The 26,829-nt window shown below is 66.0% G+C and carries 25 protein-coding genes, 1 pseudogene and 1 riboswitch (1 of these 27 running past the window's edge); of the genes and pseudogenes, 15 read left to right on the forward strand and 11 right to left on the reverse strand.

The features are described 5' to 3' along the window. Positions 1-28: 28 nt before the first annotated feature. From bamA to ACPFMJ_RS06650, 10 genes and pseudogenes are all read right to left on the reverse strand, one after another. Complete coding sequence (gene bamA / locus ACPFMJ_RS06605) at positions 29-2,521, reverse strand: outer membrane protein assembly factor BamA (protein WP_424363800.1); 2,493 nt, start codon at positions 2,519-2,521, stop codon at positions 29-31. Between the two features lie 292 nt (positions 2,522-2,813). Next, positions 2,814-3,953 carry a M50 family metallopeptidase gene (locus ACPFMJ_RS06610; protein ID WP_424363801.1) on the reverse strand — a complete coding sequence of 380 codons (1,140 nt, stop codon included), beginning with the start codon at positions 3,951-3,953 and terminating at the stop codon, positions 2,814-2,816. Between the two features lie 77 nt (positions 3,954-4,030). Next, the gene (gene dxr / locus ACPFMJ_RS06615) at positions 4,031-5,263 is read right to left on the reverse strand and encodes a 1-deoxy-D-xylulose-5-phosphate reductoisomerase (protein ID WP_424363043.1); all 1,233 of its coding nucleotides are present in this window, start codon (positions 5,261-5,263) and stop codon (positions 4,031-4,033) included. Positions 5,264-5,270: 7 nt separating this feature from the next. Further along, entirely contained in the window at positions 5,271-6,125 is an 855-nt protein-coding gene (locus tag ACPFMJ_RS06620) for a phosphatidate cytidylyltransferase (RefSeq protein WP_424363044.1), read from the reverse strand. After that, on the reverse strand, positions 6,122-6,898 hold the full coding sequence (locus tag ACPFMJ_RS06625) for an isoprenyl transferase (RefSeq protein WP_424363045.1): 777 nt from the start codon (positions 6,896-6,898) through the stop codon (positions 6,122-6,124). The genes ACPFMJ_RS06620 and ACPFMJ_RS06625 overlap by 4 nt, the downstream gene beginning before the upstream one ends. A gap of 83 nt (positions 6,899-6,981) precedes the next feature. After that, complete coding sequence (gene frr, locus ACPFMJ_RS06630; protein WP_424363046.1) at positions 6,982-7,542, reverse strand: ribosome recycling factor; 561 nt, start codon at positions 7,540-7,542, stop codon at positions 6,982-6,984. Positions 7,543-7,691: 149 nt separating this feature from the next. After that, the gene (gene pyrH, locus ACPFMJ_RS06635) at positions 7,692-8,417 is read right to left on the reverse strand and encodes a UMP kinase (RefSeq protein ID WP_424363047.1); all 726 of its coding nucleotides are present in this window, start codon (positions 8,415-8,417) and stop codon (positions 7,692-7,694) included. A gap of 97 nt (positions 8,418-8,514) precedes the next feature. Further along, a complete protein-coding gene (locus tag ACPFMJ_RS06640) occupies positions 8,515-9,411 on the reverse strand; it encodes an SDR family oxidoreductase (RefSeq protein WP_424363802.1) in 897 nt (298 codons plus the stop codon). Between the two features lie 389 nt (positions 9,412-9,800). Next, positions 9,801-10,727, reverse strand: coding sequence for a translation elongation factor Ts (tsf, locus tag ACPFMJ_RS06645; protein WP_424363803.1), 927 nt, complete (start codon positions 10,725-10,727; stop codon positions 9,801-9,803). Between the two features lie 144 nt (positions 10,728-10,871). After that, positions 10,872-11,889: pseudogene (locus ACPFMJ_RS06650) on the reverse strand (30S ribosomal protein S2). A gap of 131 nt (positions 11,890-12,020) precedes the next feature. On the opposite strand from ACPFMJ_RS06650, the gene ACPFMJ_RS06655 reads away from it, so the two are divergent. From ACPFMJ_RS06655 to ACPFMJ_RS06665, 3 genes are all read left to right on the forward strand, one after another. Then, positions 12,021-12,215 carry a hypothetical protein gene (locus ACPFMJ_RS06655; RefSeq protein WP_424363048.1) on the forward strand — a complete coding sequence of 65 codons (195 nt, stop codon included), beginning with the start codon at positions 12,021-12,023 and terminating at the stop codon, positions 12,213-12,215. A gap of 217 nt (positions 12,216-12,432) precedes the next feature. After that, a complete protein-coding gene (locus ACPFMJ_RS06660; protein WP_424363049.1) occupies positions 12,433-13,434 on the forward strand; it encodes a DMT family transporter in 1,002 nt (333 codons plus the stop codon). A 60-nt stretch (positions 13,435-13,494) separates the two neighbouring features. After that, positions 13,495-14,535, forward strand: a complete 1,041-nt coding sequence (locus tag ACPFMJ_RS06665; RefSeq protein WP_424363050.1) for a sterol desaturase family protein — start codon at positions 13,495-13,497, stop codon at positions 14,533-14,535. Positions 14,536-14,544: 9 nt separating this feature from the next. Here ACPFMJ_RS06665 and cobO read toward each other — a convergent pair whose 3' ends face one another. After that, the gene (gene cobO / locus ACPFMJ_RS06670; protein ID WP_424363051.1) at positions 14,545-15,159 is read right to left on the reverse strand and encodes a cob(I)yrinic acid a,c-diamide adenosyltransferase; all 615 of its coding nucleotides are present in this window, start codon (positions 15,157-15,159) and stop codon (positions 14,545-14,547) included. Between the two features lie 41 nt (positions 15,160-15,200). Next, positions 15,201-15,391, forward strand: a riboswitch (cobalamin riboswitch). A gap of 32 nt (positions 15,392-15,423) precedes the next feature. Here cobO and ACPFMJ_RS06675 point away from each other — a divergent pair. The 12 genes in view from ACPFMJ_RS06675 to ACPFMJ_RS06730 are tightly spaced (at most 18 nt apart) and all read left to right on the forward strand, a layout consistent with a single transcriptional unit that may run on beyond the window. Beyond that, the gene (locus ACPFMJ_RS06675; RefSeq protein ID WP_424363052.1) at positions 15,424-15,603 is read left to right on the forward strand and encodes a CbtB domain-containing protein; all 180 of its coding nucleotides are present in this window, start codon (positions 15,424-15,426) and stop codon (positions 15,601-15,603) included. Positions 15,604-15,621: 18 nt separating this feature from the next. Next, entirely contained in the window at positions 15,622-16,290 is a 669-nt protein-coding gene (locus ACPFMJ_RS06680) for a CbtA family protein (RefSeq protein ID WP_424363053.1), read from the forward strand. After that, a complete protein-coding gene (gene cobW / locus ACPFMJ_RS06685) occupies positions 16,287-17,321 on the forward strand; it encodes a cobalamin biosynthesis protein CobW (protein ID WP_424363054.1) in 1,035 nt (344 codons plus the stop codon). Before ACPFMJ_RS06680 ends, cobW begins: the two co-directional genes overlap by 4 nt. Before the next feature lie 6 nt (positions 17,322-17,327). Continuing rightward, positions 17,328-20,741 (forward strand): cobaltochelatase subunit CobN, encoded by a 3,414-nt coding sequence (gene cobN / locus ACPFMJ_RS06690; RefSeq protein WP_424363055.1) that lies wholly within the window; start codon positions 17,328-17,330, stop codon positions 20,739-20,741. Beyond that, entirely contained in the window at positions 20,725-22,008 is a 1,284-nt protein-coding gene (locus ACPFMJ_RS06695; RefSeq protein ID WP_424363056.1) for a precorrin-3B synthase, read from the forward strand. Before cobN ends, ACPFMJ_RS06695 begins: the two co-directional genes overlap by 17 nt. Beyond that, the gene (locus ACPFMJ_RS06700; protein WP_424363057.1) at positions 21,993-22,625 is read left to right on the forward strand and encodes a precorrin-8X methylmutase; all 633 of its coding nucleotides are present in this window, start codon (positions 21,993-21,995) and stop codon (positions 22,623-22,625) included. Before ACPFMJ_RS06695 ends, ACPFMJ_RS06700 begins: the two co-directional genes overlap by 16 nt. Continuing rightward, positions 22,622-23,386 (forward strand): precorrin-2 C(20)-methyltransferase, encoded by a 765-nt coding sequence (locus ACPFMJ_RS06705; RefSeq protein ID WP_424363058.1) that lies wholly within the window; start codon positions 22,622-22,624, stop codon positions 23,384-23,386. The genes ACPFMJ_RS06700 and ACPFMJ_RS06705 overlap by 4 nt, the downstream gene beginning before the upstream one ends. Next, the gene (gene cobJ, locus ACPFMJ_RS06710; RefSeq protein WP_424363059.1) at positions 23,383-24,135 is read left to right on the forward strand and encodes a precorrin-3B C(17)-methyltransferase; all 753 of its coding nucleotides are present in this window, start codon (positions 23,383-23,385) and stop codon (positions 24,133-24,135) included. Before ACPFMJ_RS06705 ends, cobJ begins: the two co-directional genes overlap by 4 nt. Continuing rightward, positions 24,132-25,337 (forward strand): precorrin-6y C5,15-methyltransferase (decarboxylating) subunit CbiE, encoded by a 1,206-nt coding sequence (gene cbiE / locus ACPFMJ_RS06715; RefSeq protein WP_424363804.1) that lies wholly within the window; start codon positions 24,132-24,134, stop codon positions 25,335-25,337. Before cobJ ends, cbiE begins: the two co-directional genes overlap by 4 nt. Further along, positions 25,334-25,723 (forward strand): cobalamin biosynthesis protein, encoded by a 390-nt coding sequence (locus ACPFMJ_RS06720; protein WP_424363060.1) that lies wholly within the window; start codon positions 25,334-25,336, stop codon positions 25,721-25,723. The genes cbiE and ACPFMJ_RS06720 overlap by 4 nt, the downstream gene beginning before the upstream one ends. Next, positions 25,720-26,484, forward strand: coding sequence for a precorrin-4 C(11)-methyltransferase (gene cobM / locus ACPFMJ_RS06725; protein ID WP_424363061.1), 765 nt, complete (start codon positions 25,720-25,722; stop codon positions 26,482-26,484). The genes ACPFMJ_RS06720 and cobM overlap by 4 nt, the downstream gene beginning before the upstream one ends. Continuing rightward, on the forward strand, positions 26,481-26,829 hold the start of the coding sequence (locus ACPFMJ_RS06730; protein WP_424363062.1) for a cobyrinate a,c-diamide synthase. It continues 956 nt past the right edge of the window; 349 of the gene's 1,305 nt are visible here — the first part of the coding sequence; it begins with the start codon at positions 26,481-26,483; the stop codon falls past the right edge of the window. Before cobM ends, ACPFMJ_RS06730 begins: the two co-directional genes overlap by 4 nt.

Here is a 26,829-nt window from a genome sequence, read left to right on the forward strand (position 1 = left end):
AGTGGCGCCCGGCGGGTCGAGACTGTCATCAGAAGTTCGTGCCGCCGCTGAAGCGGAAGTTCTGCGTGATGTCGGTGTTCGCCTTGGAGGTCACGACCGCATAGTCGAAGCGGATCGGCCCCATCGGCGAGTTCCAGAGCACCGAGGCGCCAACCGACGAGCGAATGCGGAATTCGTTCGAGTTCGGAACCACGCAGGTGCCCTGGCCGAAGCCCGCTTGCGGGGTGTAGGCCGCGAGACAGGTCACGTTCGGGATCGTCGGCAGGTTGTTGCTGAAATTCGTGCGGCCCTGGAAGTTCCAGAGGCTGCCCGCGTCGGCGAAGAGCGCGCCCCTCAGGCCGAGATCCTTCGGGAGGCCCCACAGCGGGAACTGCACTTCCAGCGAGCCGCCGACATAGTTGGAGCCGCCGAGAGAGTTGCCATAGCGCGAGTTGTAGGTCGTGAAGATATTCGAGTCGCGCGGGCCGATGCCGCCGGGAGCGAAGCCGCGAACGAGGCTCGGACCCAGGTTGAAGTTGTCCTGAATGCGCGGCGTGTAGCCGCCGAAGGTCGTCAGGTCGCCACCCTGCAGGCGGGCGATGCCGACCACGTCGTCGAGATAAGGGATCTCGTGGAAGTAGCGGACGTCGCCCGTCGTGCGGAGATAGCGCGAATAGCCGCCGAGACCCGCCGCATCCTGGTTGAAGCTGACGAGCCAGCCGTTGTGAGGATTACGGAAGTTGTCGATCGTGCTGTAATTGAGCGCATAGCCGATCTGCGAGGTGACGATCGTGCCCTGCGACTCCTTGATCGCCAGCGACGCTTCGCCGTTCGACTGACAGTTGTAGAACAGGTTCGGATAGCCGGGCGCCGGGAAGAACGGCGAGAAGCCGGGGGTGATCGCCGTCGGAACCGTACAGTCGTTATACGGCTTGCTCGTCGAGTTGGGGATCGAGATCGTGGTCTGATAGATCGAGTAACGCGGCGAGAGGCTCAGCTCGTCGGTGATCGGAATGCCGAAGCGAACCGTGCCGCCGATCGAGGTCGAGCTGTAGATCGAGTAGTTGTAGGCGTCCTGGCGGCGCGCGAACACGTCGATGCCGGCCGAGATGCGCTGGTCGAGGAAGTAGGGCTCCGTGAAGCTGAACGTCACGCCGCGCGCGATCTGGCCCGCTTGCACCGAGAGACGAACCGCCTGGCCACGGCCCATGAAGTTGCTTTCCGAAACCGAGACTTCCGCGATGAAGCCCTGGTTCGTCGAATAACCGCCGGAGACGCCGAAGTTGCCGGTGGGCTGGTCCTCGACATCCACGTTCACGATCACGCGATCCGGCGACGAACCGGGCTCGTTGGTGATCTTGACCTTCTTGAAGTAGCCGAGGCCGTTGAGGCGACGCTCCGCGCGATCGATGAGGACGCGGTTATACGCGTCGCCCTCGCCGATATCGAATTCACGGCGAATGACATAGTCGCGCGTGCGCGTGTTGCCGCGAATGTTGATGCGTTCGATGTAGACGCGCGGACCTTCGTCCAGCACGAAGCGGATGGCGACCGTCTGTGCGGCGGGGTTGCGCTCGCCGCGCGGACGCGCCTGGGTGAAGGCGTAGCCCTTCTTGGCGACCTGACGCGTCAGCGCCTCGACCGTCTTCTCGACCGCGTCGCCATTATAGACGTCGCCCGGCGCAAGCCTCAGATCGTCCTGCAGCGACGCGCCGTCGATATCGGGAAGATGCGATTCGACGTCGACCGACGAGACGTGGTACTGCGGCCCCTCCTCGACGACGATGGTGATGACATAGCCCTCTTGGGCGGGGTCGTACTGCGCATCCGAGCTGACGACGCGGAAATCCGCGTAGCCGTTCTTCAGATAGAAGCGACGAACGAGCTCGAGGTCGCCGGCGATACGGTCCGGATCATACACGTCGCTCGTCTTGAAGAACGACATGAAGTTCATCTCGGTCGTCTCCATCAGGCCGACGAGGCGGCGCGTGGAGTAGACATTGTTGCCGACGAACTTGATTTCCTTCACGCCGGTCTTGCTGCCTTCAACGACGGTGAAGACGACGTCGACGCGCCCGTTGGGAAGTTCGACCGTCCGGTAGGAGACCTTGGCGGCTCCGCGGCCGGCGCGGCGATAGATTTCAGTCAGACGAGCGACGTCCGCCTCGGCGACCTGGGGATTGAAGGCGCCGCGCGACTTGGTGCGCAGTTCGGGCTCGAGATTCTCGGTCTTGACCTTGCTGTTGCCCTCGATCGCGACGCGGTTGATCTGATTGCCTTCCGTCACGCGGATGATGACGTCGCCGCCCTTGCGGCTCGCCGAAACCGTTGCGAACCGGCCGCTTTCGCGCAGCGCCTCGAGGCCCTTGTCGACCTCTGCGGGGCTCGTGCCGGTGAAATAGGAGCGGATCGTCTCCGCGTCGGCGCGGGTGTTGCCCTGGACGATGATGCCCGCCGAGACCGGCGCGGAAAACGCCACCATTGCCGCCAACGCGACGATCAGAAGTGACGAAGATTTCCAAATGCCGCTGATGGATTGCATGTAAAGCTGGTCCTCGTCGCAACTTCGCCGCCCGGAGCGCGGCGCGAATTTGTTCATTCCCTTGCGGGCGAATGGCGCCATTCCGGGTTCGCCGAATCTTCTACAGGGTTTAACCACCCCTGCAAATCCAGAATAAAACTCTCTTTGTTCAATTTGTCGAAGGCGTGGCGTCAAAGCCACGATTCATGGTCAGCGATTGGTTAACCGACCCCGAATGCGGTCAATAAAAATGCAGAAACCGCGGCGCCTGGCCGCGGTTTCGCCATAATCGCGCAACTCGAGCTGCGCCGGATCAGGACGAGGCGCCCGTGAGCCGCTGAATGAGTCGCGCAATATCGTTGTAAGTCGAGAAAATCATCAGCATGCCGACCATGGCGAGGCCGATCCGGAAGGCGACTTCCTGCGCGCGCTCATTGAGCGCCTGCCCCCGGACGGCCTCGATGCTGAAGAACAGCAGGTGGCCGCCGTCGAGAAGCGGGACCGGCATCAGGTTGAGAAGGCCGATCGACACCGAGAGGATGGCGATGAGGTTCAGGAAAGGCGCCAACCCCACTTTGGTCGCCGCCTGCGCCATCTGGCCGGAGATCTGCGCGATGCCGATCGGGCCGGAGAGCTGGTCGGCGCTTTCGCGGCCGGAGATCAGGCCGCCGACGTAAGTCCCGGTGCGATGAACGACCTGCCAGGTTTCGTCCAGCGCCATGCCGAGCGACTGCACGGGGCCGAAGCGCTCCTCGTGAACGTCGGCGGGAGCCGTCGACGCCTTCAGGCCGAGCATGCCGATCCGCATCTTGCCGGCGGCGCTGTCGACCTCGCGCCAGGCGGGAGTCGCCGTGATCGCCACATCCCTGTCATTGCGACGAACGACGAAGACGAGCTTCGTGTCGGCGGAAACCGAAACGATTTCCTGCATCTTGGAGAAGGTCGGGATGGGCGCGCCGTCGATCGTCACCACGAGGTCGCCGGGCATGAAGCCGGCCGCCTGGCCCGCCCCGCCCTCGACCACCGAGCCGATGCGCGGGGTCAGGACGGTCCGGCCGTAATAGGCGAACATGCCGGTGAATATCGCTATGGCGAGCAGGAAGTTGGCGAAGGGGCCGGCGAAGACGATGGCCGAGCGCTTCCACACCGGCTGCGCGGCGAAGGTCACGGCGCGCTCCGCCGCGGGCATGGCCTCGACCGCATCGGGATCCGGGACGCTGGCGCCATTGGCGTCGCCGTGGAATTTCACATAGCCGCCCAGCGGAATGGCGGCGATGCGCCAGCGGGTCCCGTGGCGATCCATCCTGGCCCAAAGCTCGGGGCCGAAACCGATCGAAAAGGCGTCGACCCGAACCCCGCACCAGCGACCGACGATGAAGTGGCCGTATTCATGAATGAAGACGACGACGCTGAGGACGATGACGAAGGGGATGACGTAGGTTGCAAAGGTCATCAAGAGGTCCAGCACGGTCTCGCCTCCAACGCTTCACTCGGGCCAGGACCCGCGCCAGCGTGGGGGCTCGGGTTTGGTTACTGAAGCGTTAACATGCCCGATGGCGCGTCGACGGCCAAGACGGCCCGGGACCTTTCTCTGACAATATGGTCAACGCCCAGCGCTTCCTCAACGCTTTCAGGAGCTTGTGCATAGCCTTCTCGCAGCGCCGTCTCGCAGGCGTCGGCCACGTGGCCGACGATTCCGGAGAAAGGAATGCGACGATCGAGGAACGCGGCGACGGCGATTTCGTTCGCCGCGTTAAGGACATTCGTTAAGCCGCCGCCATGAGCCAGAGCGTCGAGCGCCAGTTTCAGGGCCGGAAAACGTTCGAAATCAGGGGCCTCGAAGGTCAATGTCGCAATCTTCGCGAAGTCGAGCCGGGGCGCCGGCGTCGTCAGCCGGTCCGGATAGCCCAGGCAATGGGCGATCGGCACGCGCATGTCCGGCGGCGCCATCCCGGCCGTGACGGAGCCATCCGAGAAGGCCACGAGGCCGTGGACGATGGACTGCGGATGCACCACGACTTCGAGCTTTTCAGCCGGCACGCCAAAGAGATGGTGGGCCTCGATCAACTCGAGGCCCTTGTTCATCATGCCGGCGGAGTCGACCGTGATCTTGGGGCCCATGGCCCAATTCGGGTGGTTGAGCGCCTCTTCGACCGTCGCGGCGGCGATGCGCTCTTTGCTCCAGGTGCGGAAAGGACCGCCCGAGGCGGTGACGATCATGCGCTCGATGCGCGAGGGATCCTCGCCGCCGAGAGCCTGGAAGATGGCGTTGTGCTCGCTGTCGACCGGCAGGAGGCGGACCTGCATCTTCTTGGCCGTGCGCATGAAGGGCGCGCCGGCGCAGACGAGGCATTCCTTGTTGGCGAGCGCGACGTCCCGGCCCGCCGCAAGGGCTGCGTGTGTGGGCTCGACGCCGGCCGCGCCGACAATGGCCGAGACCACGAGGTCGGCCTCCCGCACAGCGGCTTCGATCACCGCTTCGCGGCCTGCCGCGACCTGCGTGTTGGTCCCGGCGAGCGCCTCCTTCAGCTCGGAATAGGCGTTTTCGTCGCGGATCGCCGCGAATTCCGCCTTGGTGCGGCGCGCGATCTCGGCGAGCGCCCTGGCGTCGCGGCCGCCCGCGACGGCGGAAACGGAAAATCCTTCGGGATCGCGCTCCAGAAGATCGACGGTGGAGCGGCCGACGGAGCCTGTCGCGCCTAGGAGGACGATGCGGCGCGGCGCTTTCGCGCGGCCGTTGGCGTGTCCATTATTCAAAGCCATCAGTCTGTCACCAGAAAAAGAGGTTCGCCGCCGCCGACGGGTTTCCTCTCGCCAATCCGAGCGCCGCCGCAAAGGCGCAGGCGAAGATGAAGCCGTCCAGGCGGTCCATTACGCCGCCATGGCCGGGAATGAGCTGGCTCGAATCCTTGACGCCGAAGCGGCGCTTCACCGAGGATTCGAAAAGGTCGCCCATCTGAGAGATGGCCGCCGTCGCCAGCGCGACCATAAAGGTCGGAAGGCTTGCAAGCGACGGACCGCCCGCAACATAGGCCGTCGCAAGGCCCAGCAGCGCCCCGCTCACGACGCCGGTGATCGTGCCGGACCATGTCTTGCCGGCGGAGACGCGCGGCCAAAGTTTCGGCCCGCCAATCAGTCGGCCGCCGAAATAGGCGAAAATGTCCGTGCCCCAGACGATCGCGAAGAGGAAGCCGATTGCGAGCGCGCCGAAGTCCGGCGACTCACGCAGCCAGCAGACAGAAAACGTCAAGACGCCGGCATAGACGACGCCGGTCGCCGCCCAGACACGGCTCCCTGCCCCCGCCAGAATGGCGGCGATTGCTGCGAAAACCGCAATCTCCAGCGCCGCGACGCCGGCGAGTCCGTAGCGGCCGAAAGCCGCCGCCGCCGCGACCGCGGCGCCTCCGGCGATGACCCGAGCCATGCGGCGCTCGCCGCCGACGAGGCCCTGCCACTCCCAGTTCACCGCGAAACCGGCGACGAGCCAGAAGGCGGCGAAAACGTCGCCGCCCAGGTAAAGCGTGACGACCGCCACAGCCACGAGCACGACGGCGGAGGCGACGCGCGGCCCAAGATCCGCAAATCCCCCGCCCTTGGCGGGCCCCTTTTCCACGGCCCCGCTCATGAGGCCGTCTTGGCGCTGCGCGGCGCCGCGACCCTACCGAAACGGCGCTCCCGATGCGCATATTCCTGCAAGGCCGCAATCATGGCGGCGCGGTCGAAGTCCGGCCAGAGGATCGGGAGGAAGACAAATTCGGCGTAAGCCGCCTGCCACAAGAGGAAATTAGAGAGTCTCTGCTCGCCCGAGGTGCGGATGATGAGGTCCGGGTCGGGTATGTCGGCCGTGTCGAGTCGGGCGGAAATGGCGTCGGCGTCGATGTCCTGCGGCTTGAGGCGACCCTCGGCCACCATCGCGGCCAGCGCGCGGGCGGCTGCGGCGATCTCCTGGCGGGCGCCGTAATTGAAGGCGACGACGAGGGTCAGGCCCGTATTGCCCTGCGTCACCTGCTCCGCCTCCTTGAGCAGATCGGCGATCTCGGGCGCGAGATCGGCGCGGGCGCCGATGACGCGGACCCTAACATGATTGGCGTGAAGCTCGGCGAGATCGTTGCGAATGAAACGATGCAGGAGGCCCAGCAGGCTCTGCACCTCTTCGCGCGGACGCGACCAGTTTTCGGCCGAAAAGGAGTAGACGGTCAGATAGGAAATCTTGAGCTCGATCGACGCGCGGACCGCCCGGCGCAGCGCCTCGACGCCGCGCCGATGGCCTTCGAAGCGCGGCAGGCCGCGCGCCGCGGCCCAGCGGCCGTTGCCGTCCATGATGAGGGCGACGTGGCGCGGGGGCGCTTCTATGCCGAGGGCGGTCGTCGCCATTTCGAGAAAATCGCCTTCCGCCATCGTTGCGTGTCCGAATCGCCGGCCGATCTTAGCAAAGGAGGCGGGCGCGCGCTGTCGCGCTCAACTGGTCGCTCCCAAAGGGCCTAGACCTGCATGATTTCCTTTTCCTTGGCGGCCAGCGCGGCGTCGATTTCCTTCACCGCCTCGTCCGTCGCCTTCTGAACTTCCGTCTCGTGCCGCTTCTCGTCGTCCTCGGGGATCGCGTGATCCTTCAGGAGCTTCTTGAGAACGTCGATGCCGTCGCGGCGCACGTGACGGACGGCGACGCGGGCCTCCTCGGCGTATTTATGCGCGACCTTGACCAACTCCTTGCGGCGCTGCTCGTTCAGCTCCGGCATGCGGATGCGCAGGGTCTGGCCCTCGACCGTCGGCTGAAGACCCAGATTCGCCTCGCGGATCGCCTTGTCGACGGCGATGACCAGCGCCTTGTCCCACACCTGGACGGAGAGCATGCGCGGCTCCGGCACGCTGACGGTCGCGACCTGATTGAGGGGCGAATGCTGGCCATAGGCGTCGACATGCACCGGATCGAGAAGGCTCGCCGAGGCGCGGCCGGTGCGCAGGCCGCCAAATTCGTGCTTCAGCGTCGCGATTGAGGTCTGCATGCGGCGCTTAATATCCGCGAGATCGAATTTATCCGTCATGATCTCCACAACCTGTCTTGTCGAGCCGGCGCGTCCGGAGGCGCGCGCCGGCCATCCGCCATCTGACCCATGAAACGCTTTCAGCAGACGACGAGCGGCGGGCCCTTATGGCATGTTTTTTCATTCGCGCGCCAGAAAGGCGCGCGCAATTATGGCGCAACGAGTGTCGAGCGCCCCCCGCCCGAAAGGACCGAGGCGATGGCCCCCGGCTCCGCAATCGAGAACACAATAATGGGTATCTTGTTCTCGCGCGCAAGCGCGAAGGCGGCGGTGTCCATCACGGCCAGGTTCTGGGCGATGGCCTCGTCATGCGTCAGACGCTCATAGCGGCGCGCGTTCGGGTCGCGCTTTGGGTCGGCTGTGTAAACGCCGTCGACCTGCGTCGCCTTGAGCACGGCGTCGGCCGAAAGCTCGGCCGCGCGCAGCACGGCGCCGGTGTCGGTGGTGAAAAACGGATTGGCGGTGCCGCCGGCGGCGATCACCACCCTGCCCTTGTTCAGGTGATGAAGGGCGGCGCGGCGCGAAAAGGATTCGCAGAGCGCGGGCATTGGAATGGCGGAGAGGCAGCGTGCGGGGCGACCCTGCATTTCGATCGCCTGCTCCAGGGCGAGGCCGTTCATCACGGTCGCCAGCATGCCGATCGAATCGGCGCGGGCGCGCTCGATGCCCGTATCGGCGCCCTTTATGCCCCGGAAGAAATTCCCGCCCCCCACCACGACGGCCACTTCGTGGCCGTTCTCGGAGGCCGTCGCGAGGTCTTTCGCGATGCGCTCCAGGGTGGCCGCGTCTAGCCCATGTGACGACGCCCCCTGCAGCGCCTCGCCGGAAAGTTTCACGACCACGCGTTTATACGTCTTCGATGCGCGATCGGTCATGGCGGGTCTCTTTGCTGGCTTGGGCGGGGCGCAATCTACATACGAACCGCGCGCCGCCCCGGCAAGTGACCCTCGTCACGACAGGCTCAACAAAGCGTTACGGCCCCACCTCGCCGCCGGTCGCGCCGAAAACCTGTCCCGTCGCATAGCTCGACTCGGCCGAGGCGAGCAAAACATAAAGCGGCGCAATCTCCGCCGGCTGGCCCGGACGCCCGAGCGGCGTGTCGCCGCCGAACTCGGTCAGATGGTCCTGCGTCTGGCCGCCGGAGGGCTGCAAGGGCGTCCAGAACGGCCCCGGCGCGACGGCGTTGACGCGAATGCCTTTCGAAGCGAGCTGCTTGGCGAGGCCCCAGGTGAAATTCAGGATGCCGGCCTTGGTCACTGCATAATCCAGCAGATGCTGCGACGATTCGAACGCTGTGATCGAGGTCGTGTTGATGATGGTGGCGCCGGGCGGCATATGCGGGATCGCCGCCTTGGTGATCCAGAACAGCGCATAGAGATTGGTGCGGAAGGTCCAGTCGAGGTCTTCCGTCGTGATCTCCATGATCGACTCGTGAACATGCTGGCGGGCGGCGTTATTGACAAGAATGTCGAGCCCGCCCAGTTCGTTCACGGCGTCCTCCACGAGACGCTTGCAGAACATTTCGTCGCGAATGTCCCCCGGAAGCGTGGCAGCCTTGCCGCCCGCGTCGCAGATGAGTTCGGCGACTTCCCGGGCGTCGGGCTCCTCCTCGGGGAGATAACTGATCGCAACGTCGGCGCCCTCGCGGGCGAAGGCGATCGCCGCCGCGCGGCCAATGCCGGAATCGCCGCCGGTGATGAGCGCCTTGCGCCCCGCGAGCCGCCCAGAGCCGCGATAGCTCCTCTCGCCGTGATCCGGGACGGGATTCATCTTGCTCGCAAGTCCCGGCCATGGCTGCGGCTGCTTCTCGAAGGGAGGCTTTGGATGGAGGTCGCGCGGGTTTTTGAGCCCGTCCGCCTGTATCGGCATGGCCGGCAGCGGCGCCTCGCTCTCTATGCCGTTCACCGAGACGTTTTCCCGGATCGTTTCCTGGACCGATTGTTCCTGCGCAGGCATCGCGACCTCCCGGCGCCCCGCCAGTCGGGCCAAACGCGGGGGGTGGGGAAAATGTTTCGCTGCAAGGTTTTGCGGTCGGTTTCAACCTGCGCCGAAGCCGTCATGGCCGGGCTTGTCCCGGCCATCCACCGCGCGAGGCCGCCCCACCGACCAACGTAGCTGACCTGCTATCCAGCCGTAGCCGCGTCGCTTGAATTCCCGGGACGAAACGCGCGCATGACGAGCGCATAGCCGAAACAAAAAAGGCGGACGCAGGCTCCTGCGTCCGCCTTCTTCAGATTGCGATATCGGCTGTTGGCGCGTCAGCCCTTCGCGGCCGCCGCGACTTCCGCCGCGAAGTCGCTGGTCTGCTTCTCGATGCCTTCGCCGAGCGCGTAGCGGATGAAGCCCTTGATCGCGATCGGAGCGCCGGCCTTGCCTTCCAGCTCCTTCACGGCCTGAGCGACGGTCTTGCCGTTGTGCTCGGGATGGTTCGAGGGCTGGTCGAGCAGGCAGACTTCCTTGGCGAAGGTCTTGATGCCGGAATCGACGATCTTTTCGAGCACATTGGCGGGCTTGCCGGCGTTCTTCTCGCGCAGCAGGTTCGCCTCGCGCTCCACGACGGCCGGGTCGAGGCCGGCGGCGTCCATCGCCTGCGGATTGGCCGAGGCGACATGCATGGCGATCTCGCGGGCGAGCTTGGCGAGCACTTCCTTGTCGCCGGTCGATTCGAGGGCGACGATGACCGCGATCTTGCCCTGGCCGTCGACGACCTGCCCGTGAACGTAGCGGCCGACGACGCCGTCGCTGACCGTCAGATTGGCGGCGCGGCGCAAGGTGAGGTTCTCGCCGATCGTGGCGATGGAGCTGGTGACGTTCTCGGCGACCGTGCCGCCGCCCGGATAGGCCTGCGCGCCGAGTTCGGCGGCGTCCGTCTTGCCGGTCTTCAGCGCGACCTCGGCGACGTTCTTCACAAGCGCCTGGAAGTCGGCGTTGCGCGCGACGAAGTCCGTCTCGGAGTTCACCTCGACGACGACGCCGGTCTTGTCGCCAGTCAGCGCGGCGACGAGGCCTTCGGCGGCGACGCGGTCGGCCTTCTTGGCGGCCTTGGACAGGCCCTTCTTGCGCAGCCAGTCGATCGCGGCCTCGAAGTCGCCGTCGGTCTCGGTCAGGGCGGCCTTGCAGTCCATCATGCCGGCGCCGGTGCTCTCACGCAGTTCCTTGACGAGGGCGGCGGTGATCGTGGCCATGTTGAAATCCTTCTGTTTCGGCCGCGGAAGCGCGTCGGATCGCGGCATTCCGGGCTCTCGGGGGGCGTTTAGATGACGGGTGTTTATGCGACAGGACGCCTAACGGCGTTCCTCGAACGGAAAAGCGAAAGATGACGGTCAGGCTTACGCGGACAGCAGCGCGCGCGCCTGATCGATCCAGCCGTCGCGGCCGATGCGGCCGTTGAGCTTGAGGTCGGCGTCGACCTTCTCGACGTCCGCCGGCGTCATCGCGGCGAGCTGCCAGTAGTGGAAGATGCCGGCGTCGTTCAGCTTCTTGACGAGCTGCGGGCCCACGCCGTTGAGCTTGGCGAGATCGTCGGGCGCGCCGCGCGGGGCCGCGAGCAGTTCGAACACTTCGGCCGAGGCGTAGGCTTCGCCCGCGTCGGCCTCGGCGACCGCCGATTCGACTTCCGGAGACTCGGAGGCGCCGAGATCGAGGCCCAGCGCGCCCTGGCTGCGGCCGATGCCGTCGATCGCCGCGCGCGCGATCAGGTCGCAATAAAGCGCGATGGCGCGGCCGGCGTCGTCATTGCCGGGAACCGGATAGGTCACGCCGTCCGGATCGCAGTTGGTGTCGAGGATCGCCACGACCGGGATCTTGAGGCGGTTGGCCTCCTTGATCGCGAGCTGCTCCTTGTTCGTGTCGATGACGAAGATCAGGTCCGGCGTGCCGCCCATGTCCTTGATGCCGCCGAGCGCCTTTTCGAGCTTGTCGCGCTCGCGCGTCAGCAGGAGGCGCTCTTTCTTCGTGACGCCCTGGGCGCCGGCGGAGAGCATCTCGTCGAGCTTGCGAAGGCGGTTGATCGACCCGGAAATCGTCTTCCAGTTGGTCAGCGTGCCGCCGAGCCAGCGGGAATTGATGTAATACTGCGCGCTGCGCTTCGCGGCGTCGGCGATCTGGTCCTGCGCCTGGCGCTTCGGTGCCGACGAAGAGAACGCGGCCGCCCTTGGCCACCGTGTCGGAAACCGTCTTCAGCGCCTGGTGCAGCAGCGGCACCGTCTGGGCGAGGTCGATGATGTGGATGTTGTTGCGCGCGCCGAAGATGTAGGGGGACATCTTCGGGTTCCAGCGGTGCGACTGGTGGCCGAAATGCGCGCCCGCCTCGAGAAGGCTGCGCATGGAAAAGTCAGGAAGCGCCATTTTCATTTCTCCGGTTGAGCCTCGGCGAAAGCAAGGTGTAGAGGCCGGAAGCCGGCCACCGGAAACGACGTCTTGGATCAGACGCCGTACTACCTTCGCCTGTGGGATGAACACAAACAGGGGGAAAACGCATGGCCGTCAACGTTCACAACTCCGGCGACGTCGGCAAGATGCTGATCTGGGTTGCCGCTTTCGTCGGCTTCGTCGTCGTCGCTCTTACGTGGGTTCCGGATTGGATCTCCCCCGAGGGCACGAACGGCACCGGCAATGGCCGCGATGCTCTCGGCACCGCTGGCACCGGCTCGACCGCTCGTATGATCCAGTAATACCCCTGCCGAACGACTTGCCGGGGGTTCACGCTCCCGGTCTTGTCTATGGAAGGGCGATCCGCCCGGTAACGGCGCAGATCGATTTGGAGCCGACGCTCTCGACTTGTTCGGGCGTCGGCTTCCGCTTTTTGGCCCCGCTTATTCGCTCTCGGGACAGGCGTTTCCGACGCGGTGCGGCTAAAGAACTTGCCCTTCCCAAACAATCAGGACCCTGATGAACCGGTTGCGCGCCGATTTATTGCTTCTGGCCGTTTCGGTTATCTGGGGAACAGCCTTCATCGCGCAGAAGCATGGCAACGCCGCCATGGGGCCGATCAGCTTCGTCGGCGCGCGCTTCCTTGTGTCATGGGCGGCCCTGCTGCCGCTTGCCCTATTCGAAAGCAAAAGGGCGCGCTCGGCGCTAAAAATCGAGGATATCGGCCTTGCCGGGCTGATCGGTCTCTGCCTCTTTTCGGGCTCGACGTTGCAGCAGATCGGCCTTGTCGCGACGACTGCGACGAATGCGGGATTTTTGACCGCTCTCTACGTCATTCTCCTCCCCTTCATCGTATGGATGATCACGGGCGCCCGGCCCCGGCCGATGGTCCTGATCGCGAGCGTCATCTCCATTGCCGGAGCCTGGCTGCTGACGGAACAAGGCCGGTTCGAGGGATGGAATAGCGGCGACGGCCTGGTGCTCATCTCCGACATTGCATGGGCGACGGGAATCAGCCTCGTACCCATCTTCCTGAAGCGCGCCAATCGCCCGTTCTTCCTCGCCTTCGCGCAATATGGCGTCGCGGCGACGCTGGGCGTCCTCGGCGGGCTCGGCTTCGAGTCTTTCTCCCTGGAGGGGGTCGCGACGGCGCTTCCCGCGATCCTCTATGCCGGCCTTCTCTCGGGGGGAGTCGCCTTCACGCTTCAAATCGTCGCCCAGAAATATACGCCCCCGGCCGAGGCCGGCCTCATCATGTCGCTCGAAAGCGTTTTCGCCGCTCTGGCCGGCGCCGCGCTTCTTTCCGAGCGCCTGAGCGGCCCGGCGATCATGGGCTGCGTTCTTATCCTGCTGGGCGTCGCGCTCGCCGAAGTGGGGCCCGCGATGCGCAACATCAAGCTCCGCACTGCGAAACGCGCCCCAACGGCTCCTTCCGCAAATGCGCCTTGGCAAGGCGGCGCCTCGCGAATAGGCTTCCTGCGCAAGGACTTCGAGCCGCCGACCGAGGCCCGGAACAATTAGGGAACTCTCCCTTCCAGACCCGATCTCGCCGCATCTTATCTTCCGGACAAGAAACGACCGATGGACCTCCACAGCGCGATTCGCTTTTCCGTGAGACAAGTGTCGTCGGAACTGTTTTCGGCAGGCTCCATCTTTTCGGTCTATTCGCTCGCCTCATCCCTGGCGCTCGGGGTCGCCGCGCTTGCCTATCGACGCATGAAGCGGCGGGGGCGCGCCAGTCTGCGCGTTTTGTCACGCGCCATTTTCTCCCGCAAATTCGTACTCAGCCCCTCCGTTCACGGAGATCTGAAGCTCTTCGTTCTGAGCGTCATCTTCATGCCGGCCGTGATCGGCGGCCTTGTCATCTCATCGAACAGTGTTGCGATGGGCGTGCATTCAATCCTCGCAAACGCCTTCGGCTCAATGGGCGACGCGTCGTTCTCGGACCTTCAGATAAAGGTCATTTCGACCGTCATCCTGTTTCTGGCCTATGAAATCGGCTACTTCGTCGATCACTATCTCAAGCATCGAGTCGCCTTCCTGTGGGAGCTTCACAAGCTCCATCACACCGCAGACATCCTCACGCCGCTGACGAATTTCCGGAACCACCCCCTCGACAACGTCGTCTTCGGCTACATGCTCGCTCTCTTCATCGGGGGCGCGTCAGGCTTTTTGCACTGGCTCTTCAACCGGCCGACCGAAATCTTTTCAGTCGATGGCAAAAACATCCTCTTTCTCTGTTTTCTCTGGACGATCGGACATCTCCAGCATTCCCAGTTCTGGATACCCTTCACGGGTTTCTGGGGACGTATTTTCCTGAGCCCCGCGCATCATCAGATCCATCATTCGAACGACCCCAAGCATTTCAACCGCAATATCGGCAGCGTCCTCGCCATTTGGGACTGGATGGCTGGCACGCTCGAAATCCCGACGCAGAAGAATGCGCGGCTGACCTATGGCGTCGAGGAAGAAGGCGTCAATCCGCACTCCTCGGCGGGCATGCTGCTGACGCCCGTCGTCAAATCGGCTTCAGCGCTCGGCCGCGCGCTCGTAACTCTCGCAAAATCCTTCTTGGGCGCCTGGGAACTGGCGACAGGCAGGATGCAGCGACGCCACGGCTGATCACGGCGATCAGAACTCTATCCCTTCCTGCGCCTTCACCCCGGCCGCGAAGTGATGCTTCACCAGCGTCATCTCGGTCACAAGGTCTGCCGCGGCGGTCAGCTCCGGCTTCGCGTTCCGTCCGGTGACGACCACGTGCAATTCGTCGCGCCGCGCGGCGAGACGCGCCAGAACCTCGTCCAACGGCAGATGCTCGTAGCGCAGGGAGATGTTCAGCTCGTCGAGCACCAGCAGCCGAATCTCGGGATCGTCCATCAGCTCGCAGGCCTTTTCCCAGGCGCGCCGCGCCGCCGCCTCGTCGCGGGCGCGGTCCTGGGTCTCCCAGGTGAAGCCCTCGCCCAGCGTATGCCAGCTCACCTGCCCCAGTCTTTCCAGCATGTCGCGCTCGCCCGAGCGCCAGGCGCCCTTGCCGAACTGGACGACGCCCACCTTCCAGCCATGCCCGAGCGCCCGCAAGGCGAGGCCGAAGGCCGCCGTGGACTTGCCCTTGCCCGGCCCGGTATGGACCATCAGCAGGCCCTTCTGCGCGACGGTCTTCGACGCGACCTCGGCGTCCTGCACGGCCTTGCGCTTCTCCATCTTCTCGCGATGGCGGCGGGCGGCGTCGTTTTCCTGATCTTCCATCAAGGGCGATTCCTTGCCGTTTGACGTTAAGGTGGCGCGCGCATATGAGTGAAAGCGACGGTCCTTCGCAAGAAGGCGAAAAGGGAACGCGGTGCGGGACGCCCCAAAGCCGCGGCTGCCCCCGCAACTGTGACCGGGAAGGTCGCGCCATCGGCCACTGAGCGGCGAGCTTGGGAAGGCGGCGCGGATGGAACCCGGGAGCCAGGAGACCTGCCGTCGCTTGTCGGAAGAACGCGCCGCCGGTGGGGCGGCAGGGAGACTAAAATGCATAACACCGTCGCCGTCCGCTCGCTCGCGACCTCGAAGATCGAGACGCTGAAGGCCGCCTTCGTCGCGCTCGTCATCGGCCTCGGCCTCGTCTATGGCGCGGGCTTCGCCAATTCCGAGAGCGTCCACGACGCGGCGCATGATTCGCGCCACGCGCTCTCCTTCCCCTGCCACTGACCGCTTCTCACGCGACCCGTGATCGCGCGCCTTTTGGCGGCCGGCCTCATCGCCGGCATTGTTGCGGGCCTCGCCGTCGCGGCCCTGCAGCACGTCACCACGACACCGCTCATCCTCGCCGCCGAGGTCTATGAGGCGGCGCAGCATGCGCACGACGCCGTGGCCGAAGCGGGCCCGGCCTTCGAGGGCCTGCGCCGAACGGCGGCCACGAGCGTCGCGACCATTGCCGTATCCACCGGCTATGCGCTGATCCTGCTCGCCGGCATGCTGTTCTCCGGCGAGGCCATCGGCGCGCGCCGCGCGGCGCTCTGGGGCGCCTGCGCCTTTGCGGCCACGGGCCTCGCCACGAGCCTCGGCCTCGCCCCGCAACTGCCGGGCGCAGCGGAGACCGATCTCGCCGGCCGGCAGATCTGGTGGCTGGCGACCGCCGCCGCGACCGGCGCAGGACTCTTCGCGCTGCTGCGGCTCGAGAATGTCGCAGCCAAGGCTGTCGGCGTCGCGCTGCTCGTCGCGCCGCATCTCTTCTGGCCGACGCCCGCGACGCCCGAAAGCACCGTCCCCGCCGAACTCGCCGCGCGTTTCGCGGCTGCCTCGCTTGCGGTGCAGGCATTGAGCTGGGTCCTCGCCGGCCTTCTCGCGGGTTACGTTTGGCGCATCATTTCCGGCGACGAAACGGAGGCGGCATGAGCGCGTCTAAAATTCCGGCGACCATCGTCACGGGCTTTCTGGGCGCCGGCAAGACGACGCTCATTCGCCATGTGCTGGAGAATGCGCGCGACCGGCGCCTTGCGCTCGTCATCAATGAATTCGGCGATGTCGGCGTCGACGGCGACATTCTGCGCGCCTGCGGCGTCGAAAGCTGCCCGGAAGAGAACATCGTCGAACTCGCGAATGGCTGCCTCTGCTGCACTGTCGCCGACGATTTCGTGCCGGCGATCGAAGCGCTGCTGGCGCATGAGAAGCGCCCCGATCACATCATCATCGAGACGTCGGGCCTCGCTTTGCCCAAGCCGCTGGTGAAAGCCTTCGACTGGCCGGCGATCCGCTCGAAGCTCACAGTCGACGGCGTGATCGCCGTCATCGATGGAAAGGCCGTCGCGGAAGGCCGTTTCGCCGACGATCTCGACGCCATCGCGCAGGAGCGCGAAGAGACCGGAACGATCGACCACGACAATCCGCTCGAGGAAGTCTTCGAGGATCAGCTCGCCTGCGCCGATCTCGTGATTCTCAACAAGACCGATCTGCTCGACGACGCTGAAGAAGCGTCGGTCGCGTCGCAGCTTTCGCAAGGCGCGCGCGACAGCGTGAAGGTCGTTCGCGCGCGCGACGGCCGCGTCGATCCGCTGGTGCTGCTCGGCCTCGCCGCGGCGGCTGAGGACGATCTCGCCAACCGCCCGTCTCATCACGACGCCGAGCCCGATCACGATCACGACGATTTCGACAGTTTCGTCCTGAGCATTCCCGCGACCAGCGATCCGGCGGCGCTCGTCGCCAAGCTCACCGACATTGCGCGCGCGCATGACGTGCTGCGCATCAAGGGCTTCGTCGACGTCGCCGGCAAGCCGATGCGGCTTCTCGTGCAGGGCGTCGGCGCGCGCTTCCAGCATCATTTCGACCGCGCCTGGAAGCCGGGCGAAGAACGCGCGAGCCGCCTCGTCGTCATCGGAGAGAAGGGCCTCGACCGCGACGCCATCGCCGCCATGCTGGCGCAGCCGTGACGCGCCATGCATCTCCTCCCGCGCGATCTTCATAGTCTCGACGACGCCGGCGCGGCGACGGACCTCGGCCAGACGCCGGCCGACATTGTCTTTCTGTCCTTCTCGGACTCCGAGCTTCGCCTCGTCGCGCGGCTGCATGCGCAGGACGAAAAGCTCCCGAGCCTGCGCTGCGCGCCGCTCGTGCAACTGAAGCACCCCTACTCCGTCGATCTCTATCTCGACACCGTCGCGCGCCATGCGAAGCTCGTCGTCGTGCGTCTGCTCGGCGGCAAGGATTATTGGGCCTATGGCGTCGAGCAGCTCGAAGCGCTCGCGCGCGCGCATGCCATTCCACTCGCCATCGTCCCCGGCGATACGGTCGAGGACATGCGTTTGTCGCAGGCGTCGACGCTCGACGCAGAAGCGCTCAATCGTATCTGGCGTTTCTTTCAGGATGGCGGGCCGGAGAATATCCGATCCTTTCTCGGCTATGCGTCGACGCTGGCGGGACGGCCTGCCGCCTGGCGCGAAAGCGTTCCGGTCGCCAATGCAGGCCGGTTCGAAGCGGCCTGCAAAGGCCCCCTCCCTGTCCCTCCCCCGCAAGCGGGAGAGGGGACGCTCGCGATCAGCGTCGCCGATGAAGGCGGCGCCCCGCTCCCTCTCCCGCAGAGCGGGGGAGGGTTGGGGAGGGGGCCGCGCGCCACGATCGCCTTCTATCGCTCGCTCTACCTCGCCGACGACGTCGCGCCCATCGTCGCGCTCGCCGACGCGCTGAACGCGCGCGGCTTCGCGGTCGACGCGCTCTATGTCGCGAGTCTCAAGGAGCCGGAGAGCGAAGCCTTCGTAAAGCAGGCGCTGGGCGGCTTTGCGCCCGACGTCATCCTCAACGCCACCGCCTTTTCGGCGCGCCGCGACACCGGCTCCGTGCTCGACCGCGCCGACGCCCCCGTCCTGCAGGTCGCGCTCGCGACCGCCACTCGCGAGGCATGGAAGGCATCGGCGCGCGGCGCCAATGGCGCGGATCTCGCGATGAATGTCGTGCTGCCGGAAGTCGACGGCCGCATCTTTACCCGCGCCATTTCCTTCAAGGAAATCGCCGAACGCGGCGCCGCTGAGCTCGACGAGCCCCGTCACGCGCCTGAGCCCTCGCGTATCGCTTTCGTGGCCGATCTTGCGGCGAACTGGGCCAAGCTGCGACGCAAGGCGAACGCCGAGAAGAGTCTGGCGCTCATTCTCTCCGACTATCCGGCGCGACGCGGACGCGGCGCCTATGCGATCGGGCTCGACGCGGAAGCGAGCGTGGCGGAGATCGTCGCGGCGCTGAACGACGGAGGTTACAGCGTATCAGGCGATGAAGCTCGCCCCGAGTCCCCTCAAGGCCCTCCCCTCCCCCACAAGGTGGTGCGCGCGCTTGAGGAGGCGTCGCACACGGTAACGGTTCCTCTCGCGGATTACCGACGCTGGCTGTCCCAACTGCCCGCCCGTTTCGCTCAATCTCTCAATGAGACATGGGGCGACGCAAGCGCCGATCCCGCCGTCGCTGGCGACGGCTTCCGCCTCTCCTGCATCATCGCTGGCAATCTCGTCATCGCGCTGCAGCCCGACCGCGGCGCGCGGGCGGAGCGGTACGAGACCTATCACGACATGCAGCGGCCGCCGCGCCACGCCTATGTCGCCTTCTATCTCTGGCTGCGTCACGCGCGGAAGATCGACGCGCTCATTCATCTCGGCGCCCATGGCACGCTGGAATGGCTGCCCGGCAAATCGGTGATGCTCTCCGAAAGCTGCGCGCCCGAAGTCGTCCTCGGCCCGACGCCGCTGATTTATCCCTTCATCGTCAATGATCCCGGCGAAGCCGCTCAGGCGAAGCGCCGCACGAGCGCCGTGACGATCGGCCATCTCACGCCGCCGCTCATAAACGCCGAACTCTTCGACGCCGCCGCGAACATCGAGACGCTGCTCGACGAATACGCCAACGCCGCGACGCTCGATCCGCGCCGCGCGAAGCTGATCGCGGGCGCCATTCTCGACGATGCCGAGCGCAGTGGCCTCGCGGCCGAATGCGGCGTGACGCGTGAGGCCGACATTGCGGAAACGCTGACGCGCCTCGACGCCTGGATGTGCGATCTCAAGGAAATGCGCATTGGCGACGGGCTGCATGTCTTCGGTCGCGCGGACGATGACCCCGTGCGCAACGCCTGCGCCCAGAGCGAGCGCCGCGCACTCATTGCGGCGCTCGCCGGCCGCTTCGTCGAGCCCGGCCCCGCCGGCGCCCCCTCACGCGGCCGAGCGGATGTGATTCCGACGGGCCGCAACCTCTTCTGCGTCGACCCGCGCCATGCGCCGACGCAGACGGCCTACGACATCGGCCGCCGCGCCGCGCATGAAATCATGACGCGCCATGCGCAGACCCATGGCGACTATCCGCGCCATATCATGCTGGACCTCTGGGGCAGCGCGACGATACGCACCGGAGGCGAGGATTTCGCGCAGGCGCTGGCGCTTCTCGGCGTCGCGCCGCGCTGGGACGCGGCAAGCGCGCGCGTCATCGGCTTCGAAATTCTGCCGCAGGCGAAGCTCGACTTTCCGCGCGTCGACGTGACGCTGCATGTCTCCGGCCTCTTCCGAGACATGTTTCCCGGCCTCATCGCGATTTTCGACGACGCCGTGCGCGCCATTGCGGCGCTGGATGAAGACGCGGGGTTCAATCCCCTCATGGAAGCAAGCGACCTCAAACGCATCTTCGGCGCCGCGCAGGGAACTTACGGCCTCGGCGTCAGCGACAGGATCGTGCGCGGCGAGTGGTCATCGCAGGACGATCTCGCCCGCGCTTATCTCGAAGCCGGCGGCCATGCGCTCGATCGCGCAGGCGAAAGTGCGCCCGCCCTGGAGACGTTCAGCGCGCAGGTCGCGCGCGCGGACGCGCATGTGCATGTGCAGGACATGGCCGAGGTCGACGTGCTCACCGGCCCCGCCTTTGCCGATTTCGAGGGCGGCTTCGCGGCGGCGAACAGGATGCTCGGCGGCGACGCCGACATCTTGCATCTCGACGCGACGCGCCCCGAAAGCCTGCGCGCGCGTCCCTTGCAGGACGAGATCGCGCGCGTGCTGCGAATGCGCCTCGCCAATCCGCGCTGGCTTGCGGGGCAGATGCGCCACGGCCATCGCGGCGGCGCCGAGATCGCGGAAGGAATCGACAATCTCTACGCCTTCGCGGCGACGAGCGGCCTCGTCAGCGACGCGCAATTTGATCTCGCCTTCGACGCAACCCTGGGAGACGATGGCGTGCGCGACTTTCTCGCGCGCGAAAATCCGCGCGCGCTGGAAGCGATCGCACATGTTTTCAACGAAGCGCTCGGGCGTGGGCTCTGGCGCACGCGCCGCAACAGCGCGCTCGACATTCTGACGCGCGCCGGAGGCGATCATGTCGCCGGCCTTTGAGATCAAGGGCTGGTGCCCGAGCGCGCATCGCCCCATGGAAAGCGGCGACGGCCTTCTTATCCGCGCGAAGTCGAAGCAGCAGGCGCTGACCTCGGCGCAATTGCGCGCCGTGGCGGAGATCGCCGCCGATTGCGGCAACGGGCTTGTGGATCTGACGCAGCGCGCGCAATTGCAACTGCGCGGCCTGAGCATGGCAACGCTGGACGATGCAAGGCGGCGGCTGCAGGAAAGCGGGCTTTATTTTCCCGGGGAGGATTTCCTCGTCGATATTATCGCGAACGGCTTTACCGACGCCGGCGCGACCGCCGCCTTCGACCTCGCGACCCTCGGTCAAACGCTTTCGCGCGTGAAGGAGCGCGACAAGACTCTTCGCGCGCTGCCGCCGAAGTTTCTCATTTCAATCGACATGGGCGGCAACGTCTCTCTGGCTGACGCCCAGGCCGATATGCGCATTGAAGCAATCGACGCCGCGCACGCCGCCGTCTGCGTCGCAGGCGCTCCAAATGTGGGCGTGATCGTGGCGGGCGATGATATTGTCCCGACCGCGCACAAACTCATGCGCGCTTTTGTTGCGCTGCGCGCGCAGCGCCCCGGCGAGCTGAGGCGCATGCGCCATGTCGTTGCGGCGCTCGGGCTTGAGGCGCTGCTCCGGGAAGCCGGGCTCGAGGCGCGGCCTTATCAATGGCGGGCGCCCGCCGCCCTGCATTCGACGCTCGGCGTAACGCAAGCGAATGGGTTCGTTTCCGTCGGCGTGGGGGCGGCCTGCGGCCGGTGGCGCGCCGATCAGCTCGCAGCGCTCGCGGACCTCGCGGAAGCATATGGCGCGGGCGGATTGGCCCCAACCCATTGGCGCGCATTTCTCATGTCCCTGCATGACGTCGACGCCCCACAGAAGATCCTCGACGCCGCCCGCGCGCTCGATCTGATCGTATCGGCTGACGATCCTCGCCTTGCGGTCGTCGCCTGCCCCGGCGCGCCGGAATGTTCGCAGGCGCGCGGCGAAACCCGAACGGCACTTGCGCGTCTTGCGCCGCTGGCGCAAAAGACCGCCGGGAAGGATGGCGTCGGCCTTCACGTCTCCGGCTGCGCGAAAGGCTGCGCGAGGCCGGGCGTCACGCCCATGACGCTCGTCGCCAATGACGGTCGTTTCGATCTTGTCGAGAATGGCGGCGCGAACGACGCGCCGGTCTTGTGCGGTCTCGACATCGACGCCGTTGAAAGCGCGCTGAGGGCGCGCGTAAAGGAAGCGATATGTCCGACGCCTTGAGTTACATCCGCGACGGCGCGGCGATCTATGAGCGCTCCTTCGCGATTATCCGCGCAGAAGCCAAGCTTGCGCGCTTCACGCCCGACGAAGAAAAAGTCGCGGTGCGCATGATCCACGCCTGCGGCATGGTCGAGCTTGCGGACGACATCGAGTTCTCCCCGACCTTTGCGACGGAAGCGAAAGCCGCGCTGCGCAACGGGGCGCCCATTCTCTGCGACGCCAATATGGTCGCGCATGGCGTGACGCGCGCGCGCCTGCCCGCGAACAACGCCGTCGTCTGCACCCTCGCCGAACCCAATGTCGCGGCGCTCGCGGCGGAGCTCGGCAATACGCGCAGCGCCGCCGCCATGGAGCTGTGGCGCAACCGACTGGACGGCGCCATCGTCGCGATCGGCAATGCGCCAACGTCGCTTTTCCGGTTGCTCGAAATGCTTGACGAGGGCGTTGCGCGCCCGGCCGCCGTCATCGGCATGCCGGTCGGCTTCGTCGGCGCGGCGGAATCGAAAGAGGCGCTGGCGGCGGACGGCCGCGTGCCTTACGCCATCGTGAAGGGCCGCAAGGGCGGCAGCGCCATGGCAGCCGCCGCCATCAATGCGCTTGCGAGCGAAAAGGAATGAGCGCGCTTGCGGAGAAGACGCAGATGGGCGCCGCAACGGTGGGCGCACTCATCGGCGTCGGGCTTGGCCCTGGCGATCCCGAGCTTGTCACGGTGAAGGCCGCGCGCCTCATTGGCGAAGCGAAGGTCGTCGCCTATTTCGGCAAGCCGGGCCGCGCCAGCAATGCGCGCACGATCGCAGAGCGCTACTTTGCGACCGGCTGCGAAGAGATGCCGCTGCTTTATCCGGTGACGACGGAAATTCCGTTCGATGAGCCGGATTACGTATCGGCGCTTGCGGGCTTTTATGAAGAGAGCGCGGCGCGTCTCGGCGCCGTTCTGGCGCAAGGCCGCGATGTCGCATTGCTCTGCGAGGGCGATCCGCTGCTCTACGGCTCGTTCATGCACATGTTCACGCGGCTCGACGGACGCTTTCGCGTCGAAATCTGCGCGGGCGTCGCCGGCATGTCTGGCTGTTTCGCCGCCGCGCGCCAGCCCATGACCTGGGGCGACGATGTGTTGACCGTTCTTCCCGCGACGCTCGACGAAGAGGCGCTTACGGAACGGCTCAAAGCGACCGACGCCGCCGTCGTGATGAAGCTTGGCGGCAATTTCCCGAAGCTGCGCCGCGCCATGGCGCGCGCTGGCGTCCTCTCGCGCGCGATCTATGTCGAGCGCGGCACGATGGCGGGCGAGAAGATCATGCGCCTCGCGGAGAAACCCGACGACGTCGCGCCCTATTTCTCCATGGCGCTCGTGCCCGGACAGGGACGTCGTCCGTGAGCGGCGTGCTTTACGTCGTCGGCCTCGGCCCCGCCGACGAACGTTGGCTGACGCTGGAGGCGCAGCAGGCGTTGTCGGAAGCGCAGGACATTATCGGCTATGAGCCTTATGTCGCACGCGTCCCCGAGCGCGAAGGACAGACGCGGCTGGCCAGCGATAACCGCGTGGAGATCGACCGCGCACGCGAAGCGTTGGAGCGCACGATGCAAGGCCGCATCGTCGCCGTCGTCTCAGGCGGCGATCCAGGCGTCTTCGCCATGGCGGCCGCCGTGTTCGAAGCGGTCGACGATGGTCCGCACGAATGGCGCCATCTCGACATTCGCGTCGTTCCCGGCGTCTCCGCCATGCAGGCCGCCGCCGCGCGTCTCGGCGCGCCGCTGGGCCACGACTTCTGCGCCATCTCGCTGTCCGACAATCTCAAGCCTTGGGACGTGATCGAGAAGCGTCTCGAACATGCGGCGCGCGGCGACTTCGTCATCGCCTTCTACAATCCCGCCTCGCGCGCGCGGCCAACCAGAATCGCCGACGCGTTCGCGCATTTGCGCAAGTTCCTTCCCGGCGAAACATTCGTCGGCCTCGCGAAATCGGTTGGCCGCGAAAAGGAAGAGATGATTCTCACCTCGCTCGACGCCGTCGATCCCGCGCAGGTCGATATGTCCACGCTCGTCGTCATCGGCGCGAGCGGCACGCGTCGCATTCCTCGCGAAGGCGCGCGCGATTGGGTTTACACCTCCCGAAAGGCGGTATGATGGAGAAATGGCTCTCCATCATCGGCATTGGCGAGGACGGCGTCGCGGCGCTGTCGCCCGCAGCGCGCGCGGTTGTCGCGCAGGCGTCGCTGATCGTCGCCGGCGCGCGGCATCTCGCATTGATTGGAGACAGTAAGGCGGAGCGCCTGCAATGGCCTTCGCCCATCGCCGACGCGCTGCCGCGCATCGTAGCGCATCGCGGCAATCCGACGGTCGTGCTCGCCTCGGGCGATCCCTTTTTCTACGGCGTCGGCGATCTGATCTCGCGTCACGTCGCTCACGACGAGCTCTTCTGCATCCCCTCGCCATCCGCCTTCTCGCTCGCCGCGGCTCGGCTCGGTTGGAGCCAACAGGATTGCGCGCTCATCTCGCTCCACGGCCGCGCCTTCGAACGCATCGCGCCGTACCTGCACCCGCGCGCCCGCATTATCGCCTTGTCCTGGGACGAAACCACTCCGGCGCGGATCGCGGAATATCTCGCTTCCAACGGCATGGGCGCTTCGCGCCTCGTCGTGCTTGAGCATCTTGGCGGGCCGAACGAGCGTATTCGAGAAGCGCGCGCAGACGCTTTCGACTTCAGCGGCGTCGCCGCGCTTAACACGGTCGCGATCGACGTCGTCGCGGAAGCCGGCGCGCGCGTCATCCCGCTGGCGCCCGGCCTGCCGGATGATTGGTTCGAGAATGATGGACAGCTCACCAAGCGGGAAATCCGCGCCATCACCCTTTCGTCGCTGGCGCCCCGCAAAGGCGAAACCTTGTGGGACATCGGCGCGGGCTCGGGCTCCGTTTCCATCGAATGGATGCTGAGCCATCCTGCAAATCGCGCAATCGCGATCGAGCGCGACCCTAAACGCGCGGCCCGGATTGCGCGCAACGCGCTGGCGCTGGGCGTTCCGGATCTCGAGATCGTCACGGGAGCAGCCCCGCAAGCGCTCTGCGGCTTGCGTCAGCCGGACGCGATTTTCATCGGCGGAGGCGCCGATGCGGCGGGGATTGAAGCGGCGTGGAATGCGCTGCCGTCGCAAGGCCGCATCGTGGTCAACGCCGTGACGCTCGAAACGCAAACGCTGCTTGTGCGAGCGCATGAGGAGAAAGACGGCGAGCTTACGCATCTCCAGATCTCGCGCGCACGGCCCGTCGGTCGGTTCCATGCGCTCGACCCCGGCATGGCGGTGCTGCAATGGCGCGCGGTGAAGCCATGAGATACGCAGCCGGCATTGGCGCGCGGCGCGGCGTTGCGGCCGATGCGATCGTCGAACTTGTCCGTGAGGTCGCGGCGCAACATGACGCGCCTCTCTCGCAGGTCACGCTTTGCACGCTGGAAAGCAAATCTGACGAGCCAGGCGTCCACGAAGCCGCGAAGATACTGGGCGCCTCGCTTGTCTTTCTTCCGCTCGATGCTTTGAAAGCCCGAAAAGGCGCCGCGCCGACGCATTCGCCGCGCGTGCAAGCGATGTTCGGCGTCGGCAGCGTGGCGGAAGCTGCGGCTCTTGTCGGCGCAGGACCCGGAAGCCGTTTGTTGGCGCCGCGCGTCGCGACGCCTTACGCCGCCTGCGCGCTGGCCGTCAGCGTCGAGGATAACGAATGACCGTCCATTTCATCGGCGCCGGGCCCGGCGCAGCCGACCTTCTCACAATACGCGGCCGCGATCTCATCGCGCGCTGTCCCGTCTGTCTTTACGCCGGATCGCTCGTGCCGGCCGGCGTTCTCGCTTATTGTCCACCCGATGCGCGCATCGTCGATACCGCCCCTCTTTCCCTTGACGACATCATTGCCGAGATGAAAGCCGCGCATGACGCGGGGAAAGACGTTGCACGGTTGCATTCCGGCGATCTTTCCATCTGGAGCGCTGTCGGCGAGCAGACGCGCAGGCTCCGCGCGCTCGGCATCCCCTATACGATGACGCCCGGCGTCCCTGCCTTCGCGGCGGCCGCCAGCGCGCTCGGGCGCGAGCTGACGCTCCCCGAGGTCGCGCAATCGCTTGTTCTCACCCGCACCTCGGGCCGCGCCTCAGCGATGCCGAAGCGAGAAAAGCTTGCCGTATTCGCGCAATCCGGCGCGACGCTCGCCATCCATCTCTCCATTCACGTTCTCGCACAGATCGTGGAAGAGTTGGCGCCTTTCTACGGGGCCGACTGTCCCGTCGCGCTCGTCTACCGCGCCTCCTGGCCCGATGAGCGCATCATTTGCGCAACGCTCGCAACGATAGAACCGAAAGCAGCAGAGGCCCCGATGGAGCGCGCCGCACTCATCCTCGTCGGGCCGTCCCTCGCGAACGAGGATTTCCGTGAGAGCGCGCTTTACGACGCCGGCTACGATCGGCGTTTCAGGCCGAGAGGCAGCCTGTGACGACGCCGGGATTGCTGATCGGCGCCGCGAGGTCTGGCTCGGGCAAGACGACAATCGCGCTCGGCCTCATGCGGGCGCTGGCGCGGCGTGGCATGCGGGTCAGCGCCGTCAAATGCGGTCCCGACTACATCGACCCTGCATTCCACGCCGCCGCGACAGGGCGCGAGAGCCTCAATCTGGATAGCTGGGCGATGGAGCCAGCTCTCATCGCCGAGCTTGCAGCCGGCGCGGGCCAGGGCGCGGACATCATCATCGCTGAAGGAGCAATGGGCCTGTTCGACGGCGCGCCGGGGGGAGCCGCCGGCGTCGGCGCGAGCGCCGATATCGCGGCCCTGCTCGGCTGGC

The organism is Methylocystis parvus (assembly GCF_049675845.1).
GTDB lineage: Bacteria > Pseudomonadota > Alphaproteobacteria > Rhizobiales > Beijerinckiaceae > Methylocystis > Methylocystis parvus_A.

Bases quoted from the DNA above. Each gene is read 5' to 3' on its own strand.
- bamA (WP_424363800.1), bottom strand. From the start codon at position 2,521: ATGCAATCCATCAGCGGCATTTGGAAATCTTCGTCACTTCTGATCGTC.
- ACPFMJ_RS06610 (WP_424363801.1), bottom strand. From the start codon at position 3,953: ATGACCTTTGCAACCTACGTCATCCCCTTCGTCATCGTCCTCAGCGTC.
- dxr (WP_424363043.1), bottom strand. From the start codon at position 5,263: ATGGCTTTGAATAATGGACACGCCAACGGCCGCGCGAAAGCGCCGCGC.
- ACPFMJ_RS06620 (WP_424363044.1), bottom strand. From the start codon at position 6,125: ATGAGCGGGGCCGTGGAAAAGGGGCCCGCCAAGGGCGGGGGATTTGCG.
- ACPFMJ_RS06625 (WP_424363045.1), bottom strand. From the start codon at position 6,898: ATGGCGGAAGGCGATTTTCTCGAAATGGCGACGACCGCCCTCGGCATA.
- frr (WP_424363046.1), bottom strand. From the start codon at position 7,542: ATGACGGATAAATTCGATCTCGCGGATATTAAGCGCCGCATGCAGACC.
- pyrH (WP_424363047.1), bottom strand. From the start codon at position 8,417: ATGACCGATCGCGCATCGAAGACGTATAAACGCGTGGTCGTGAAACTT.
- ACPFMJ_RS06640 (WP_424363802.1), bottom strand. From the start codon at position 9,411: ATGCCGATACAGGCGGACGGGCTCAAAAACCCGCGCGACCTCCATCCA.
- tsf (WP_424363803.1), bottom strand. From the start codon at position 10,727: ATGGCCACGATCACCGCCGCCCTCGTCAAGGAACTGCGTGAGAGCACC.
- ACPFMJ_RS06655 (WP_424363048.1), top strand. From the start codon at position 12,021: ATGGCCGTCAACGTTCACAACTCCGGCGACGTCGGCAAGATGCTGATC.
- ACPFMJ_RS06660 (WP_424363049.1), top strand. From the start codon at position 12,433: ATGAACCGGTTGCGCGCCGATTTATTGCTTCTGGCCGTTTCGGTTATC.
- ACPFMJ_RS06665 (WP_424363050.1), top strand. From the start codon at position 13,495: ATGGACCTCCACAGCGCGATTCGCTTTTCCGTGAGACAAGTGTCGTCG.
- cobO (WP_424363051.1), bottom strand. From the start codon at position 15,159: ATGGAAGATCAGGAAAACGACGCCGCCCGCCGCCATCGCGAGAAGATG.
- ACPFMJ_RS06675 (WP_424363052.1), top strand. From the start codon at position 15,424: ATGCATAACACCGTCGCCGTCCGCTCGCTCGCGACCTCGAAGATCGAG.
- cobW (WP_424363054.1), top strand. From the start codon at position 16,287: ATGAGCGCGTCTAAAATTCCGGCGACCATCGTCACGGGCTTTCTGGGC.
- cobN (WP_424363055.1), top strand. From the start codon at position 17,328: ATGCATCTCCTCCCGCGCGATCTTCATAGTCTCGACGACGCCGGCGCG.
- ACPFMJ_RS06695 (WP_424363056.1), top strand. From the start codon at position 20,725: ATGTCGCCGGCCTTTGAGATCAAGGGCTGGTGCCCGAGCGCGCATCGC.
- ACPFMJ_RS06700 (WP_424363057.1), top strand. From the start codon at position 21,993: ATGTCCGACGCCTTGAGTTACATCCGCGACGGCGCGGCGATCTATGAG.
- ACPFMJ_RS06705 (WP_424363058.1), top strand. From the start codon at position 22,622: ATGAGCGCGCTTGCGGAGAAGACGCAGATGGGCGCCGCAACGGTGGGC.
- cbiE (WP_424363804.1), top strand. From the start codon at position 24,132: ATGATGGAGAAATGGCTCTCCATCATCGGCATTGGCGAGGACGGCGTC.
- ACPFMJ_RS06720 (WP_424363060.1), top strand. From the start codon at position 25,334: ATGAGATACGCAGCCGGCATTGGCGCGCGGCGCGGCGTTGCGGCCGAT.
- cobM (WP_424363061.1), top strand. From the start codon at position 25,720: ATGACCGTCCATTTCATCGGCGCCGGGCCCGGCGCAGCCGACCTTCTC.